Here is a 15,330-nt window from a genome sequence, read left to right on the forward strand (position 1 = left end):
CCGGCGGCGTACTTCTTGGCCATTTGCTCCAGGCTGTAGCCCTTGATCTTGCCGCCCTGGCCTTCGCAGCCGAACTCGATGTAGCGGGCCTTGCAGACTTGCTTGGCCGCTTCGCGGGCAGGCTTGAGCCATTCGCGGGCGTCGAACTTGTCGGGGTTCTCGGCCAGGAACTTGCGCACCGCGCCGGTCATCGCCAGACGGATGTCGGTGTCGATATTGATCTTGCGCACGCCGTACTTGATGGCTTCCTGGATTTCTTCCACGGGCACGCCGTAGGTTTCCTTCATCTTGCCGCCGTACTGGTTGATGATGGCCAGCAGTTCCTGAGGCACGGAGGAGGAGCCATGCATCACCAGGTGGGTGTTGGGGATGCGGGCGTGGATTTCCTTGACGCGGGAGATGGCCAGGATGTCGCCTGTGGGCTTGCGGCTGAACTTGTAGGCGCCGTGGCTGGTGCCGATGGCGATCGCCAGTGCGTCCAGCTGGGTGGCCTTGACGAACACGGCAGCTTCTTCGGGGTCGGTCAGCATCTGGCTGTGGTCCAGCTTGCCTTCGGCGCCGATGCCGTCTTCCTCGCCGGCTTCGCCGGTTTCCAGGTTGCCCAGGCAGCCCAGCTCGCCTTCCACGGTAGCGCCGATCTGGTGGGCCATGGCCACCACCTTCTGGGTCACGTCCACGTTGTAGTCGAAGGACGAAGGCGTCTTGCCGTCGCTCATCAGCGAGCCGTCCATCATCACCGAGCCGAAGCCCAGGTTCAGCGCGCCCTGGCAGACTTCAGGCGTGGTGCCGTGGTCCTGGTGCATCACCAGGGGGATGTGGGGATACATCTCGGCAGCCGCCTGGATCAGGTGCTTGATGAAGGGCTCACCGGCGTACTTGCGGGCGCCAGCGCTGGCCTGCAGGATCACGGGCGCGCCGACTTCGTCAGCCGCCGACATCACGGCCTGGACCTGTTCCAGGTTGTTCACGTTGAAGGCGGGGATGCCATAGCCGTTTTCAGCAGCATGGTCCAGCATTTCGCGCATCGAGATCAAAGGCATGGTGGGTTCCGTTCAAAGTTTTGAGAGGCAACGCCCCCGGCGATGAATCACTGCAGTGCGCCGCACGACAGCTGTGGCCCGGGGAAAGACCAGCGGCCACGCTTCGGTAACCGCTTAGTAACCGGGTATTTTAACCGGCTAGCGGTATTTCCATGCGATAGCAGGTGGTGAAGCCTTGTGGTGCCTCGGCCACCGTGAAGCTGCCGCCATGGGCCTGCATGACGCGGCTGACGATTTCATGGCCCAGGTGCAGACTGTCCGCGGGCGGCACATGGGCCGGCGCCGCATCGCGCCGGCCATCGTCGCAGACCTGTACCCAGGCCAGCGCCCGGGTCGAATCGAGGCCGGCCTGCACCTCGATCTGCGTGCCCTCAGGCGTATGGCGCACGGCATTCTCGACCAGATTGCGCAGCGCCGAATCGAGCAGCAGCGCATTGCCACGCACAGGCAGCTCCTGCGGGGCGTCCACGGAAATCATGTCCTCGCGCTGCCAGGCATGCTGAGCCTGCGCCGCCGCCACATTGCGCGCCACATCGGCCCAGTTCACGGTCTGCAAAGGCGCATCCAGCATGCCGCGCCCGGCCCTGGCCAGGGTCAGCAACTGATCGAGCACATGGCCGGCATGCAGGGCATCCCGGCCTATGCGCTGCAGCGCGGCCTGCAGGGTTGCGCTGTCGGCCTGCGCCGGCGACTTCAGCGCCTGGGCCTGGAGCGCGATGGAGGCCAGCGGCGTGCGCAGCTCATGGGCCACTTCGTTGGCCAGATTGCGCTCGCGCTCCAGCGCCTCCTGCTGGCGGTCGAGCAAGGTGTTGATGGAGCTGACCATGGGCGCGAGCTCGCGCGGCACATGGGCGTCGGAGAGCCGCTGATCGCGGCTCAGATCCAGCGCTTCCACGCGCTGCGTGAGCTGATTGAGCGGGCGCATGCCGCGGCGCATGGCCACGCCCAGCGCAATCACGATCACGGGCAGCAGCCAGAAGCCCGGCTCTATCATCTGCATGGCGATGTCGTCTGCCAGACTGTCGCGTTCGGCCAGGTCAATCATCACCGTGACCTTGGCTGTCCTGTCATGGCTCCACTGCGTGTAGCTGCGCCAGGCCTGGCGTTCATGCACCCCAATCGTGGCAAAGCCCTGTTCGATGTCGAAGTCCGGCAAGGGTGCCTGACCGGTGCGCGAGATCAGCAGACCTTGCGCATTCCAGAGCACCACGCTCAGCGACTCCTGATAGTCGTGGGCGTGCAGGCCTGCAGGCGGCTGGACCGCCGTGGTCTCCCCGGCCGGCACATCGTCCTGCACATGCCAGTTCAAGGTCAGCGCGGCCACTCCGGCCAGATGCCCGTCGGTCAGCTCGTCGGCCTCATGGACTCCGGTCTGATAGCCCCAGATGACGAAGCTGCACCAGACCAGCACCAGCCCCCCCAGCATCCAGGCCAGCAAATTCAGCTGCAGCGAGCTGCGGCGCTTGCCGGTCGGTGCAATGGTCTTCATTCCTGCTCCTGCGGCATGAAGTAGCCCACGCCCCGCATGGTCACAATGATCTTCTGGCCCAGCTTCTTGCGCAGATGGTGGACATAGACCTCCACGGCATTGCTCTCCACCGTATCGCCCCAGCTGTAGAGGTGCTCTTCGATCTGCGGGCGCGACAGGACGCGCCCGCGTGCCAGCAGCAAGGCCCAGAGCACGGCGAACTCGCGCGGTGAAACCTCCACCTTCTGCCCTGACTGCCTGATGGTTCGCGCTGCCGGGTCCACCTCCAGATCCGCATGGCGGATCACCGGCGAGGCCTGACCGGCGGCGCGGCGCATCATGGCGCGCAAACGGGCCTCCAGCTCGTCCATGTCGAAGGGCTTGACCAGGTAGTCATCGGCACCCAGATTGAGCCCCGCCACCCTATCCTGTACCTGATCGCGTGCCGTGAGAATCAGCACCGGTGTGGCCGGATCGGGCAGCTGCGGCACACCGGGCCGGCTGCTCTGCAGGCGCAGGCGACGCACCACCTCGCTGCCATCGCCATCGGACAGCCCCAGGTCCAGCAGCACGGCATCGAAGCGCTCGGTGCTCAGGGCATGCCAGGCCTCGGCCACGCTGGCGCACACATCCACCGCATAGCTGCGCTGCATGAGATTGGCTCGCAGCCCTGCTGCAATGCCTTCGTTGTCTTCGACCACCAGAATTCGCATGACCGCATTGTGCGGGCCAATGCCGAATCCGCTCAACTGGCCGGTCAACGCCGGAGCCCGCTTCCCCTGCTCCCGCATGGACTTGACATCCGCAAGCCGGGATTTCGCCTTAACATCGGCCACCTTTCATTGCCGCAATCCGCCGCAGCGCCTTCATGTTCTTCTTCGATCCGTTTCTGTTTGCGCTGTTCAATGCCGATGCCCAGACGCACTGGTTCAGCATCCAGCTGGCACGTTTGCTCTCGGCCTGGTTGCCCAATCTGAGCGGCGTTCTGGTCCTGCTGGCCCTGGTGTTCGGCTCACCGGCAACACGCCGCACCATGCTGATGCTGCTGCTGTCCATGGCCACGGCCTGGCTGATCGCCAGACTCATACGCTGGGGCTTTCCGGCGCCGCGCCCGTTCCAGCTCAATCTGGGCACGCTATGGATTCAGCATGGCGGACGTGCGGGCTTTCCCAGCCTGCATGCCAGCGGTGCCTTTGCCCTGGCCATGGCCATCAGCCTGGGTACGACCCGCCATCGCAAGCCGCTGGTCTGGCTGGCCTGGCTGGCCGCCATCGGCATTGCCTGGAGCCGCGTCCATCTGGGCGTGCACTTTGCCTCCGACCTGCTGGCCGGCGCGCTGGTCGGCATCAGCGGCGCCCTCATCGTCTGGAATATCGCCTCGCGGCTGCGCCGCCGCCGCCATCTGCGCGTCGTGCCGCATCTCAAACGCCTGCGCAGCGCATGGACGGCCCAGGGCTGAGCAAGACCTTAAGCGCTTGTTAAGAAGCGCTTTCTATCGTGGCGGCCATGAAGTCGTCCGCCCCCTCGCTCCCTCTCCCTTTTCTTCGCCAAGCCTCCGCTCCGGCCCTGCTGAGCTGGACCGTCGTCGCCCTGGCCTGCGTACTGGCCTGGGACATGAGCGGCCTGGACATGGCCATGGCGCACTGGTTCGGCAACAGCCAGGGCTTTGCGCTGCAAAACGACTGGTTCATGGTCAATATTGCCCATGAGGGCGCGCGCAAGCTGGCCTGGATCATCGTGATGGGGCTGAGCCTGATGATCTGGTGGCCCGCCGGCTGGATGCGCCAGCTTCCCTATGCACGGCGCATACAGCTGGTCGTCGGTGCACTGCTGTCGCTGGTCATCATGGCCGTCATGAAGCGCATCAGCGCCACCAGCTGTCCCTGGGACATCGCCGACTTCGGCGGCGTGGGCCACTATGTCTCGCACTGGGCCTGGGGTGTCACGGATGGCGGCAGCGGCCACTGCTTTCCGGCCGGCCACGCCTCGGCGGGCTTTGCCTTCATCAGCGGCTACTTTGCGCTGCGCCACGATCTGCCGCGCGCAGCACGCCTGTGGCTGGCCGCAGCTCTGGTAGCCGGTTTTGCCCTGGGCCTGGCGCAACAGATGCGCGGCGCCCACTTCATGAGCCACACCCTGTGGACAGCCTGGCTGTGCTGGGCGGCCAGCGGTTTGTGCGATCTGTTCACCACCCGTCGCCTGACGCACCAGCCGCCTGCGGATGCGGCCCTGTCGCCTGACGAGCTGCTTGCCTCGGACTAGGCGCTGCGCACACGCAAAGGTCATTCATGCTGCTCTTCGATGCCCCTGTTTTTCAATTTCTGAATGCCAACACCCAGAGTCCGCTGTGGTGGATTCAGGCCTCGCGCTTTGCCTCCACCTGGCTGCCCGGACTCTGTGCTCTGCCCGTGATCGCCGCGATGCTGGCGCTTGGCAAAGGCTGGCGGCGCAGCCTGCAGCTGGCCCTGCTGTCCATGGCCTGTGCCTGGGTGGCCTGCCGTCTGATTCGCTGGGGCCTGCCCATGCCCAGGCCGGCGCAGCTGAGCATCGGCATGCAGTGGATAGCGCATGGGGCCAGCGCCAGCTTTCCCAGCATGCACGCCGCCGGCGCCTTTGCCCTGGCGCAGGGCATCAATCTGGGCGTGGGCAGACACCAGCGCTGGCTGGTTGTTGTCGCATGGCTTCTCGCCACCAGCGTGGCACTCAGCCGCGTGGTGCTGGGCGTGCATTTCCCTTCGGACGTTCTGGCCGGCATGCTGGTCGGTACCGCCAGCGCCTTGCTGGTCTGGCGCAGCGCTCTGCAGATCCGGCAAGCCCGGCGCCGCAAGCAGCTCAAGCGCCGCCTGCAACCCCAGATCGCCTGAAGCACGCTACAAAAACAAAAGCTGCCAGCGCTTTATTCATAAGCGCTGGCAGCTTTTCTGATGAGGCATGCTTCAAGTCAGAGGCATCAAGCAAGAGCCGCCTCGCAGCGAAGATGCCGTCCCCCTCGGGGGGAAGCGGCATGGCCGCTCAGGGGGCTCACTCCACCCTGCAGATCTTGAGCATATTGGTACCACCGGGCTGGCCCATGGGCTCGCCGCAGGTGATGGCGTAGACATCGCCGGACTGCACGATGCCGCGGGCCAGCAAGTGACCCTTGGCCTGGTCCAGTGCCATGTCGCGCTCGGCGCTGGTGTCCATCAGCAGAGGACGCACGTTGCGGTACAGCGCCATCTTGCGCTGCGTGGCCAGCTTGGGCGTCAGCGCGTAGATGGGGATGTGGATGCGATGACGGCTCATCCACAGCGCGGTCGAGCCGGAGTCCGTCAGCGCCACGATGGCCTTGGCACCCAGGTGATGCGCGGTGAACAGCGCGCCGATGGCGATGGCCTGGTCGGTACGCTTGAACTGGCTGTTGCTGAAGTCGGCGTCCTTGACGCGATCTTCGGCCGCTTCCGCAGCGGCGCAGATGGCAGCCATTTCACGCACGGTTTCCAGCGGGTACTTGCCGGCAGCGGTTTCGGCGCTCAGCATCACGGCATCGGTGCCGTCCAGCACGGCATTGGCCACGTCGCTGACTTCGGCGCGGGTGGGCACGGGGTTGGTGATCATGGACTCCATCATCTGGGTCGCGGTGATCACCACCTTGTCCATGTCGCGCGCCATGCGGATCATCTTCTTTTGCAGCGCGGGCACGGCGGCATTGCCCACTTCCACGGCCAGGTCGCCACGGGCGACCATGATGCCGTCGGAGACCTTGAGAATCTCTTCCAGACGCGGAATGGCTTCGGCACGCTCGATCTTGGCGATCAGGCCGGGCTTGTGGCCGTACTGGGCAGCGGCCACATTGCACAGCTGGCGTGCCATTTCCATGTCGGTGGCGTTCTTGGGGAAGCTCACGGCCACGTAGTCGGCCTGGAAGGACATCGCGGTCTTGATGTCTTCCATGTCCTTGGCGGTCAGTGCGGGAGCCGTCAGGCCACCGCCTTGCTTGTTGATGCCCTTGTTGTTGGACAGCTCGCCACCCAGCTTGACGATGGTGTGGACCTCTTCACCGCGCACGGCATCCACGGTCAGCACGATCAAGCCGTCGTTGAGCAGCAGCACGTCGCCGGCCTTCACATCACGGGGCAGCTCCTTGTAATCGAGGCCCACGCCGTTGATGTCGCCCAGTTCGGTGCGCGATGCATCCAGCACGAAACGCTCGCCGGGCTCGAGCATGACCTTGCCCTCGGCAAACTTGCCGACGCGGATCTTGGGACCCTGCAGGTCGGCCATGATGGCCACTTCGCGGCCCGCGCGCTGGGCGGCCTCGCGCACCATGGTGGCACGGTCGATATGGTCCTGCGCCTTGCCATGGCTGAAGTTCAGGCGCACGACGTTCACGCCTTCGCGCACCATTTGTTCAAGCAGTTGCGGATCGCTGGAAGCGGGGCCCAGTGTGGCGACGATCTTGGTAGCACGACTCACTTGCATGAAATGTCTCTCTCGCGATGGAATGTAATCGGGTTTCAATTCTGGCACGAATGCGGTTACATGACTGCATCTTGCACAGCGCTGCAGCAACAGGCGAGCAAGCCTCAGAACAGAAAAAACAGTAGCTGCTTGCGCCTATCCGTTCTAGAAATCGGCGTAAATAATGCATGAAATGTCTATATTTCAATCGCTTGCAGCTACTGATTCGGAAGCATAAGAGTGAAACTTGCGCCGGAACCGACAGGCCTTGTGCAGCGCATCAATGAGCGCGTCGAAACAGTTTTGCCCGGCAGGTTCAAATGTGCTGGCGTGCCGGCCTCAGATCAGGCCGTGCGAGAGCAGATAGGTCACCACATGCGTGAGCATGGCGGCCTCAAGCCCGTAGCGCCAGAACATGATGCCGGCCAGCAGCCCATAGACGCTTTCGCACATCAGCAGCTGCAGCACGACAGGCGCCGACAGATCGCCGACCACGCCCCAGTTCAGAAACACCGGAATGCAGCCCGACAGCAGGGCGGCCAGCGCGATGGCCGACCAGCCCAGCCGCCAGTCCGGGCGCTGCCTGGAGCTGCCGAAAAGCGTCCACAGCAGCCACATCACGCCCGTCAGCATGCCCAGCCTCAGCAGCAGCTCTTCGGTGATCGCACCATAGAGCAGCTTGGGCCATAGCGGCAGGCCGTAGACCGGGTCCACAAAAGGCATGCTTTCGGGCCAGACCACGGCCAGCGTCACCAGCCAGGCCGCGCCGATCACGCCGCCTGCCACGCCGGGCAGGCTCAGCACACGAATGCCGCGCCAGGGCACGCGCCCCTCGGCCAGGGCATGAATCAAGGGCGCACTCAGGCCCAGCTTCGGGCCCAGCCGGACCCCGAGGCCCACGCTCAGCGCCAGCAAGGCGCTCAGCCCCGCCGTCACCGCCCAGCTGCCCGCGATCTCCAGACCGTCTCCGGTCAGAAAGCCCAGCCAGGCCGGCGGCACCGTCCAGGCCAGTGCCACCACTCCGGGCAGACCCAGCAGCCACAGCAGCAAGCCCATGCGCGCGGCAGGCAGAGGCCTGACTGCAGCGCCATGGGACAGGTGGTTGAAGGTCTGCGGCATGCTGAACTCTGGCGCCCGTCGCTCAATCACGCATCAGAGCTTCGATCTCGTCGGGCTTGACGGGCACGCCGCGGGTGATGAGCTCGCAGCCGGTCTCGGTGACGATGGCATCGTCCTCGATGCGGATACCGATGTTGTGGAACTTCTCGGGCACGCCGGGTGCCGGTCGCACATAGATGCCCGGCTCTATCGTCGTGACCATGCCGGGGCGCAGGATGCGGCTGGGGCGATTGGCAATGGTTTCGCCCGAGATCGGGTCCTTGCGCTCGCTGACCACGCCCAGCTCGCTGGGCTCCACATAGCTGCCGCAGTCATGCACATCCATGCCCAGCCAGTGGCCGGTGCGGTGCATGTAGAACTGGAAGTAGGCGCGCGACTCGATCACATCCTCGGCCGTGCCGTACTTGGTACGGTCCAGCAGTCCGAGGTCCAGCATGCCCTGGGCCAGCACGGCCACGGTGGCGTCATGCGGGTCGTTGAAACGCTTGCCGGCCCTGGTGACGGCGACCGCAGCTTCCTGGCTGGCCAGCACCAGCTCGTACAGCGCGCGCTGCGCCCCGCTGAACTTGCCGTCGGCCGGGAAGGTGCGCGTGATGTCGCTGGCATAGCCATCCAGCTCGCAGCCTGCATCGATGAGCACCAGTTCGCCCGCGCGTACCGGAGCCTTGTCGGCCTGATAGTGCAGCACGCAGGCATTGACGCCAGCTGCCACGATGGAGCCGTAGGCCACGTACTGCGAGCCATGCTGGCGGAACTCGTGCAGCAACTCGGCGTCCAGATGGTATTCACGCACCTCCTCGCCATTGCGCAGCATGCGTGCCGAGCGCTGCATGGCGCGCACATGGGCCTGGGCACTGATCTGCGCGGCACGGCGCATGATGTCCTGCTCGTGCGCGTCCTTGACCAGACGCATCTCGTCCAGCAGCGCACAGGCATCGCCCTGCTGCGTGGGGCAGATCACGCCAAAGCGCGAGCGGGCGCGCACCTGACCCAGCCAGCCTTCGACCTGTTCGGCCAGGCCCTTGTGCGTGGCGAAGGGGAACCAGACACGCTCGCGGTTTTCCAGCAGGCGCGGCAGGCGGGAATCGATCTCGTCGCTGGAGAAGGCCTGAGCCACGCCCAGCTTGGCCTTGGCCGCCTCGGGGCCCAGGCGATAGCCGGTCCAGACCTCGCGCTCCAGATCCTTGGGCTGGCAGAACAGCACACTCTTGCCATCGCTGGTCAGCACCAGGCAGGCATTGGGCTCGGAAAAGCCCGTGAGGTAGTAGAAGTAGCTGTCGTGGCGATACAGATACTCGGTATCGCGGTTGCGATGCAGCTCGGGAGCCGTGGGAATGATGGCGACACCGCCGTCGCCCAACTGGGCGGCCAAGCGTGCGCGGCGTTGGGCATATACAGAAGTCATGGGCATATCGTAATGCTGGCCGGACATCTGTACATCAGCTTACATCTGCAGATGTCAGCTATTTCGACACAGCCCTGTCTCCGCGCCGCCCAAAAGCGGGCTCGTCAGCAGCGCCGTCGCATCGTCGGGCACCAGGGCCTCGGGCTGGCTCGCGCGCCAACCCGACCAGAGCAGGCTTGCGCCCGACAGGATAAGCAGGCCGCAGACCAGCCATTCCACCAGTCTTCTGGGCCAGGCAGGCGGATGTCTGGCACTCCACCAGGTCACGCCCGTGACGACAGGAAAAGCCAGCGCCGTCCAGCCCATGACGGCCCAGTTCAACTGGCCCTCCACCGCCACCATGGCAGCGCGCAGCAAGGAGCAGGAGACAAACATGGCAAACAGGCAGTGGCGCACCAGCAGGCGATCCAGCGGCTGGCGGTAGAGGTGATAGACCATGGGCGGGCCGGGCGTGGCAAACAAACCACCGAGCAGGCCCGACGACACGCCGGCCACCCAGAGGGAGACGGGGCCCGAAGGCCGGTCCAGCGCCTTCTTCTGCATCAGCAGCAGCATGGCGCAAAGCACGATCACCAGTCCCAGCAGCATGCGCAGGCCATTGAGCGTATTGCCGCTGAGCCAGTGCAGCAGCAGCACCCCGCCGACCACGCCCAGCACGCTGCTGATGAGCATGGGCTTGAGCATGGACCAATCCGGCTCGAAGCGGTAGGCGCGCATATAGCTCACGCCGTTGATGATGGACAGCAGACAGGCCACATTGGCCGCATCGGCAATATTCATCAGGCCCGTGGCGCCTGCGACGCCCACAAAGATCAGCCCGAACGCGAAGCCCGTGAGGTTCTGACAGAAAGCGGCCAGCCCCACCAGAGCCATGAAGAAAACGATTTGCATGCACTCACCCGATGACGGCCCCAGGAGAATGCGCAAAGATGCATCCGGGAGTGCCTGTCTGAAGAGCGAAGGAGCTTAGCAGACGCTGGCGATGAACTTGCGATGACAAGTACAACGAATCAAGCAGTGAGATGGCAGACGACACCAATTCGAGACAAAAACTGCTGCCCGGTCTGTGTGGGGGCAGTTTGCAGCCATGGGCTGGCTCATCTGGCTCATCCAACAAGGCAGACCACCTCGTGCTGCATCCGCTCCCTGCTGTGCACTGCAAAAGCCATGGCGCCAGCTCTGCGCTCATCGACGCCCTGCACAGCGCCCCATTTCAGCCCTCTGCCAATCAAAATGTTGACGTTTGAATTCGTTTGAATACAATCAATTCAACACATCGGGAAACGTCTCATGCCAGCACCGCCAACCACCATGGAACCGCTATCGGCCCGCATCCCAAGCGACCTTTATCTATGGCTCGCACAACTGCCGGTCGAGGGGGCCACGACCAATAGCGACAAATTGCGGGTTTTGCTGAGCCGAATCAAACGCCAGCACGACGGAGCAATGGACTATCCCACAGCCCATAGCTGGGCGCGCGATATTGCCGCGCCGCTGCGCGATGCGCTGGTAAGCCTTGAAGACAAGACCGGCAAGACCTCGGAAGTTCTCAACCTGCTGCTCGATCACGTCACCGCCAGCCTGGCCATGATCGTGAGCCACACCCCTGGTAACGAAACCGAGGCAGCAGAGCTTGAAGAGCTGCTGGTGCGTCGCCTCTTCGGCCTGAGCTCCAGCCTGCTACGCCAGGCCGCCACCGAGCAGGCTCAGGCCTATGACCCGGCAGTCGTGCGTCGGCATATGGGCACCACCATCGAGCTGGCCAACAATATTCCCAACCCCCTTAAAGGAGCGTGAGATGGTTGATTCTCTGAAGACCCGTGTTGGCCGCATCATCGCGGGCAGCGCCCATGCACTGGTGGATCATCTGGAAAATCAGGCGCCGCAGGCGACGATGGAACAGACCGTGCGCGAGGTGGACACCATCATTGCCGACGTGCGCCACGAGTTGGGAATCGTCAGCGCCAACCGCCATCTGGCCCAGCAGCAGCACTCCAAACTCAACGGACACCACGCTCAACTGGTGGACCAGGTGCAGCAGGCGCTGTCCCTGGATCGCGATGACCTGGCTCGCGCGGCCATCGCGCGCCAACTGGACATCGAAGCGCAGATCCCGGTGCTGGAGACGACATTGGCCGAGCATGCCAACAAGGAGGAAGAGCTCAAAGGCTATGCCGCCGCCTTGCTGGCCAAAAAGCGGAGGCCATCGAGGAGTTCATACGCAGCCGCGCCGCAACGACCTCCGGCACCACGGCAACGCCGGCCGTACCCACACAGCAAAGGCTGGAGTCCGCAACCGGCTCTTTCAACCGCCTCTATCAACGCCATACCGGCTTGACTCCCGCTGCGACAGGTTCTGCGCTGGAGCAAGCCGCCCAATTGCGTGAACTTGAGGAGCTGGTGCGAACGAACCAGATCAACGAACGCCTGGCACAACTGCGCACCCGCTCATCGTGAATCTGTTCACTGCCCCTGAAACCCTGCCCTTCGGGGTTGCCTTTGCCCTCATCGTGGCAATCGCGCTGATCGAAGGCCTGGGCATGCTGATCGCCATGAGCCCCAGCAACCTGATCGATAACGTGCTGCCAGAGATTCACGGAGATGGCGGGCTCGACCAGATGCTTGGCTGGCTGCATCTGGGCCGCGTTCCGTCTCTGGTGCTGCTGATCCTTTTCCTGGCCGGCTATGCACTGTTCGGCTATGGCCTGCAGATGGTGGCTCACGGGCTCATGGGCTCCTATCTGCCCACCTGGGCAGCAAGCTTGCTGGCAGTGCCCTCGGGGCTGGCCACGGTACGCGGCCTGGGTGCACTGGTCGCTCACATCATTCCGCAGGACGAAACCAGCATCATCAGCGAGCGGTCACTGGTGGGCCGTGCCGGAGTGGTCTCCGGCGGCAGGGCCAGGCGCGGCATGGCCGCTCAGGCGCGCGTGCTGGATGCCCATGGCCGAACGCACTATCTGATGGTGGAGCCAGATATCGACGGCGATGTATTTGAAGAAGGTGTGCAGATACTGGTGGTGCGCAAGATCGGCGCCATCTATCGCTGCATCGTCAACCCGCATCCGTCGATTCTGTAACCCTGTCGACAAGCAATCAAGAATATTCACAACCATCTCGGGGGAGTTAGCAAATGAACAACCTGATAGACCTGGGCATCATGACTGCCGTTGTCTTAGTGGCGCTGCTGGCCATCGGCATCATCTTCTCTCGGCTGTACAAGCGTTCGACCAAGGAAATAGCCTTCGTGCGCACAGGCCTGGGTGGGCAGAAAGTCATCATGGATGGCGGCGCCATCGTGCTGCCCGTGTTCCACGAGCGCGTGCTGGTCAACATGAACACGCTCAAGCTCGAAGTACAGCGTCGTGAGCGGGAAAGTCTGATCACCAAGGACCGCATGCGTGTGGACGTGACCGCGGCTTTCTTCGTACGCGTCAAGCAGACCGAAGAGGCGGTGAGCATTGCAGCGCAAACGCTGGGGACACGCACCATGAGTCCCGACGAGCTCAAGACGCTGGTCGAAGACAAGTTTGTCGACTCGCTTCGCGCTACTGCCGCCACCATGACCATTCAGGAACTGCAGGACATGCGCAGGGACTTCGTGCAGGCTGTGCAGAACGCAGTCGCCGAAGACCTGGAGAAAAACGGCCTGGAACTGGAATCGGTATCCCTGACAAGCCTGGATCAAACCGACAAGCAGTTCTTCAATCCCAACAACGCATTCGATGCAGAAGGTCTGACACGCCTGACGGAGCAAACCGAGGCGCGCCGCAAACAGCGCAACGACGTCGAGCAGGACACAGAAGTGCAGGTGCGCACCAAGAATCTCGATGCCACGCGCCAGAAGCTCACGATCGAGAAAGATCAGGAATTTGCCACGCTGTCCCAACAGCGCGAGATCGAAAACACGCGAGCAGAACAGTCGGCCCTGATCGCCACGCAGCAAGCCGAACGCAATCGCGATGCCGAAGGCGCCAAGATCGATGCCGAACGGCTGGTCAGCCAGCAACGCATCGAGGCCGAACGCCAGGTCAGTCAGCAGCGCATCGAGGCTGAACGCGAAATCCGGGCTGCCGAAATCGAGAAAAACCTGGTCATCCAGACCCGTGAAATCGAGCTGGAACGTCACACGGAAACCAAACGTGCCGAGCAGCGCAAACAAGTCGAGATCGCACGCCAGGACACGCAAATTGCCATCTCGACCAAATCACGCGAACAATCCGATGCCGATGCCGCAGCCAACCTGGCCCGAGCCGACGCGGTCAAGGCCGAGGAAGCCGTCAACACGGCCCGCCAGGTGGCCGTCGCCGAACGCGAAAAAGACATTCAGCTGATCGAGGCCTCCAAAGAGGCCGAACAGAACGCAATTGCCGTCAAGGTTTCGGCAGCCGCCGAAAAAGAGGCGGCCATGGACCGTGCCGAGGCTCTGACCATCGAAGCCCGGGCACGCCAAGCGGCCGCTTTGGCCGAAGCGGAAGGCAAACGCGCGATCAACGAGGCCCTCAACACCTTGTCGGCGGCCCAGATCGATCTGCAGGTGCGAACCCAGCTGCTGCATCAGCTGCCCCAGATCCTGGCCGAGGCCGTACGCCCGATGGAGAAGATCGAGTCCATCCGCCTCGTGCAGGTGGGCGGCATGCCCGGCACCGGAGGCTCCGGCCAGTCTCATTCCAGCGCGTCACAGGGCACGTTTCCTGAGCAGGTCATGAACTCGGCACTGCAATACCAGATCGCAAAACCGATCGTGGATGCAGTAATGAAGGACGCAGGCCTGTCCAACGAAGGCATCACGGGCATGGCTCACAGCCTGGCCGGCATGCTCTCCACGCCGGCCAGCAGCGCACTGGCGCAGGCAGCACCTGCTTTGGCGGGCAGTGCCCTCACACCCACCGAAGCCACGGCCATGCCCTCCCAAACCGTGCTGCCCATGAGGCAGATCTGAGAATCCGGCCCGGCCCAGAGGCTCATTGATTGAGCTGGGCCAGTCGCTCGGGCGTTCCGACATCGACCCAGCGGCCGGTGTAGAGCGATGCCCCCACCCTGCCTTGCTGCATGGCACGGCGCAGCAGCGGGGCCAGCGGGGCACGCAGGCCTTCTGGGTTTCCGGGCTGCACATCGAACCACGGTGATGCAAACAACTCGGCTTTCAAGAGCGCAATCGTGCTGTAGGTGTAGCGTGGCCGCTCGTCGTCGGCAGGCAGATCCAGTGCCTTGCCGTCCTCGCCCAGGCCGAAATCGCCACGCGGATTGTGTGCAGGATTGGGCACCAGCCACAGGTGGGCGAGTTCATCGCTTTGGGCAAACGCCTGGGCATCCTGCACCGCAAAGCTGAAATCCGGCGCATAGACATCACCTGCGGCCAGCCAGAAAATCCGGTCCAGCTGCGGCAGGGCGCGGCTGATTCCGCCTGCGGTTTCAAAGGCTTTCTCGGGCTCCGCCGAATAGGAAAGCGATAGCTTCGCGCTTGCGCCTCCATCGGGCTGCTGCACGAATTCATCGTCGAAATACGCGGGAATCTGCGCACCCAGCCAGCCGGTGTTGATAACGGCTCGCGGCACGCCGGCAGCCAGCAGCGCCTGCATGTGCAACTGCAGCAGCGGCACGCCCTGCACCTTGAGCAACGGCTTGGGCGTGACATCGGTCAGCGGCCGCATGCGCTCGCCCCGGCCTGCGGCCAGCAGCATTGCAGGGGGTTGCACCAGGAGGGAAGCAGCGTTTTCTACAGTCATTGCAATCAGCTTTTCAACACGGTTTGAGGTGCGCAAGACACCTGTTTCTGGGGTTGAACTGTAGAGCATTGACCCGCATCCCGCCTGCGAAAATTGGGCCTCCATTAAAATGACGGGCTTAGCAGAATTACC

The 15,330-nt window shown here is 63.7% G+C and carries 16 protein-coding genes; 8 read left to right on the top strand and 8 right to left on the bottom strand.

What is annotated here, in order from left to right; all coding sequences use genetic code 11:
• The 3 genes from fba to ACLBXN_RS15595 form a co-directional block, all read right to left on the bottom strand.
• Window positions 1–1,040: class II fructose-bisphosphate aldolase (gene fba / locus ACLBXN_RS15585; RefSeq protein ID WP_447612742.1), on the bottom strand; the 1,040-nt coding region annotated here is incomplete at its 3' end.
• A gap of 130 nt (window positions 1,041–1,170) precedes the next feature.
• Window positions 1,171–2,529, bottom strand: coding sequence for a histidine kinase dimerization/phospho-acceptor domain-containing protein (locus ACLBXN_RS15590; protein ID WP_447612743.1), 1,359 nt, complete (start codon window positions 2,527–2,529; stop codon window positions 1,171–1,173).
• On the bottom strand, window positions 2,526–3,221 hold the full coding sequence (locus tag ACLBXN_RS15595; protein WP_043004698.1) for a response regulator transcription factor: 696 nt from the start codon (window positions 3,219–3,221) through the stop codon (window positions 2,526–2,528). The genes ACLBXN_RS15590 and ACLBXN_RS15595 overlap by 4 nt, the downstream gene beginning before the upstream one ends.
• A gap of 155 nt (window positions 3,222–3,376) precedes the next feature.
• Between ACLBXN_RS15595 and ACLBXN_RS15600 the strand changes: the two genes are divergently transcribed.
• From ACLBXN_RS15600 to ACLBXN_RS15610, 3 genes are read left to right on the top strand one after another with little or no spacing between them, the layout of a single operon-like run.
• Window positions 3,377–3,967, top strand: a complete 591-nt coding sequence (locus tag ACLBXN_RS15600; protein WP_447612744.1) for a phosphatase PAP2 family protein — start codon at window positions 3,377–3,379, stop codon at window positions 3,965–3,967.
• A 47-nt stretch (window positions 3,968–4,014) separates the two neighbouring features.
• Entirely contained in the window at window positions 4,015–4,770 is a 756-nt protein-coding gene (locus ACLBXN_RS15605; RefSeq protein WP_447612745.1) for a phosphatase PAP2 family protein, read from the top strand.
• A gap of 26 nt (window positions 4,771–4,796) precedes the next feature.
• Window positions 4,797–5,372, top strand: a complete 576-nt coding sequence (locus ACLBXN_RS15610; protein ID WP_447612746.1) for a phosphatase PAP2 family protein — start codon at window positions 4,797–4,799, stop codon at window positions 5,370–5,372.
• A 157-nt stretch (window positions 5,373–5,529) separates the two neighbouring features.
• Here the strand turns inward: ACLBXN_RS15610 and pyk are convergent, their stop codons facing one another.
• From pyk to ACLBXN_RS15630, 4 genes are all read right to left on the bottom strand, one after another.
• On the bottom strand, window positions 5,530–6,966 hold the full coding sequence (gene pyk / locus ACLBXN_RS15615; protein WP_003060387.1) for a pyruvate kinase: 1,437 nt from the start codon (window positions 6,964–6,966) through the stop codon (window positions 5,530–5,532).
• Between the two features lie 318 nt (window positions 6,967–7,284).
• Window positions 7,285–8,064 carry a hypothetical protein gene (locus ACLBXN_RS15620; protein WP_043004654.1) on the bottom strand — a complete coding sequence of 260 codons (780 nt, stop codon included), beginning with the start codon at window positions 8,062–8,064 and terminating at the stop codon, window positions 7,285–7,287.
• 22 nt (window positions 8,065–8,086) lie between these two features.
• Window positions 8,087–9,496, bottom strand: coding sequence for an aminopeptidase P N-terminal domain-containing protein (locus ACLBXN_RS15625; protein ID WP_447612747.1), 1,410 nt, complete (start codon window positions 9,494–9,496; stop codon window positions 8,087–8,089).
• Window positions 9,497–9,523: 27 nt separating this feature from the next.
• Window positions 9,524–10,360, bottom strand: coding sequence for a TSUP family transporter (locus tag ACLBXN_RS15630; RefSeq protein WP_447612748.1), 837 nt, complete (start codon window positions 10,358–10,360; stop codon window positions 9,524–9,526).
• Window positions 10,361–10,915: 555 nt separating this feature from the next.
• On the opposite strand from ACLBXN_RS15630, the gene ACLBXN_RS15635 reads away from it, so the two are divergent.
• Genes ACLBXN_RS15635 through ACLBXN_RS15655 form a run of 5 tightly spaced genes read left to right on the top strand, consistent with a single transcriptional unit; the run spans window position 10,916 to window position 14,411 of the window.
• The gene (locus ACLBXN_RS15635) at window positions 10,916–11,266 is read left to right on the top strand and encodes a hypothetical protein (protein ID WP_447612749.1); all 351 of its coding nucleotides are present in this window, start codon (window positions 10,916–10,918) and stop codon (window positions 11,264–11,266) included.
• A 1-nt stretch (window position 11,267) separates the two neighbouring features.
• Entirely contained in the window at window positions 11,268–11,807 is a 540-nt protein-coding gene (locus ACLBXN_RS15640) for a PspA/IM30 family protein (RefSeq protein ID WP_447612750.1), read from the top strand.
• Entirely contained in the window at window positions 11,804–11,926 is a 123-nt protein-coding gene (locus ACLBXN_RS15645; RefSeq protein WP_447612751.1) for a hypothetical protein, read from the top strand. The genes ACLBXN_RS15640 and ACLBXN_RS15645 overlap by 4 nt, the downstream gene beginning before the upstream one ends.
• A complete protein-coding gene (locus ACLBXN_RS15650) occupies window positions 11,923–12,549 on the top strand; it encodes a YqiJ family protein (protein WP_211458291.1) in 627 nt (208 codons plus the stop codon). Before ACLBXN_RS15645 ends, ACLBXN_RS15650 begins: the two co-directional genes overlap by 4 nt.
• Before the next feature lie 53 nt (window positions 12,550–12,602).
• On the top strand, window positions 12,603–14,411 hold the full coding sequence (locus ACLBXN_RS15655) for a flotillin domain-containing protein (protein WP_447612752.1): 1,809 nt from the start codon (window positions 12,603–12,605) through the stop codon (window positions 14,409–14,411).
• Window positions 14,412–14,433: 22 nt separating this feature from the next.
• Here the strand turns inward: ACLBXN_RS15655 and ACLBXN_RS15660 are convergent, their stop codons facing one another.
• Window positions 14,434–15,198: a nucleotidyltransferase family protein gene (locus ACLBXN_RS15660; RefSeq protein WP_447612753.1), complete on the bottom strand. Its 765-nt coding sequence runs from the start codon at window positions 15,196–15,198 to the stop codon at window positions 14,434–14,436.
• Window positions 15,199–15,330 lie beyond the last annotated feature (132 nt).

It is taken from the genome of Comamonas sp. C24C (assembly GCF_053345995.1).

Excerpts from the sequence above, each read along its gene's own strand:
- ACLBXN_RS15635 (WP_447612749.1), top strand. The coding sequence starts at position 10,916 with ATGGACTATCCCACAGCCCATAGCTGGGCGCGCGATATTGCCGCGCCG.
- ACLBXN_RS15610 (WP_447612746.1), top strand. The coding sequence starts at position 4,797 with ATGCTGCTCTTCGATGCCCCTGTTTTTCAATTTCTGAATGCCAACACC.
- ACLBXN_RS15605 (WP_447612745.1), top strand. The coding sequence starts at position 4,015 with ATGAAGTCGTCCGCCCCCTCGCTCCCTCTCCCTTTTCTTCGCCAAGCC.
- ACLBXN_RS15620 (WP_043004654.1), bottom strand. The coding sequence starts at position 8,064 with ATGCCGCAGACCTTCAACCACCTGTCCCATGGCGCTGCAGTCAGGCCT.
- ACLBXN_RS15640 (WP_447612750.1), top strand. The coding sequence starts at position 11,268 with ATGGTTGATTCTCTGAAGACCCGTGTTGGCCGCATCATCGCGGGCAGC.
- ACLBXN_RS15600 (WP_447612744.1), top strand. The coding sequence starts at position 3,377 with ATGTTCTTCTTCGATCCGTTTCTGTTTGCGCTGTTCAATGCCGATGCC.
- ACLBXN_RS15655 (WP_447612752.1), top strand. The coding sequence starts at position 12,603 with ATGAACAACCTGATAGACCTGGGCATCATGACTGCCGTTGTCTTAGTG.
- ACLBXN_RS15660 (WP_447612753.1), bottom strand. The coding sequence starts at position 15,198 with ATGACTGTAGAAAACGCTGCTTCCCTCCTGGTGCAACCCCCTGCAATG.
- pyk (WP_003060387.1), bottom strand. The coding sequence starts at position 6,966 with ATGCAAGTGAGTCGTGCTACCAAGATCGTCGCCACACTGGGCCCCGCT.
- ACLBXN_RS15625 (WP_447612747.1), bottom strand. The coding sequence starts at position 9,496 with ATGTCCGGCCAGCATTACGATATGCCCATGACTTCTGTATATGCCCAA.
- ACLBXN_RS15595 (WP_043004698.1), bottom strand. The coding sequence starts at position 3,221 with ATGCGAATTCTGGTGGTCGAAGACAACGAAGGCATTGCAGCAGGGCTG.
- ACLBXN_RS15590 (WP_447612743.1), bottom strand. The coding sequence starts at position 2,529 with ATGAAGACCATTGCACCGACCGGCAAGCGCCGCAGCTCGCTGCAGCTG.
- ACLBXN_RS15630 (WP_447612748.1), bottom strand. The coding sequence starts at position 10,360 with ATGCAAATCGTTTTCTTCATGGCTCTGGTGGGGCTGGCCGCTTTCTGT.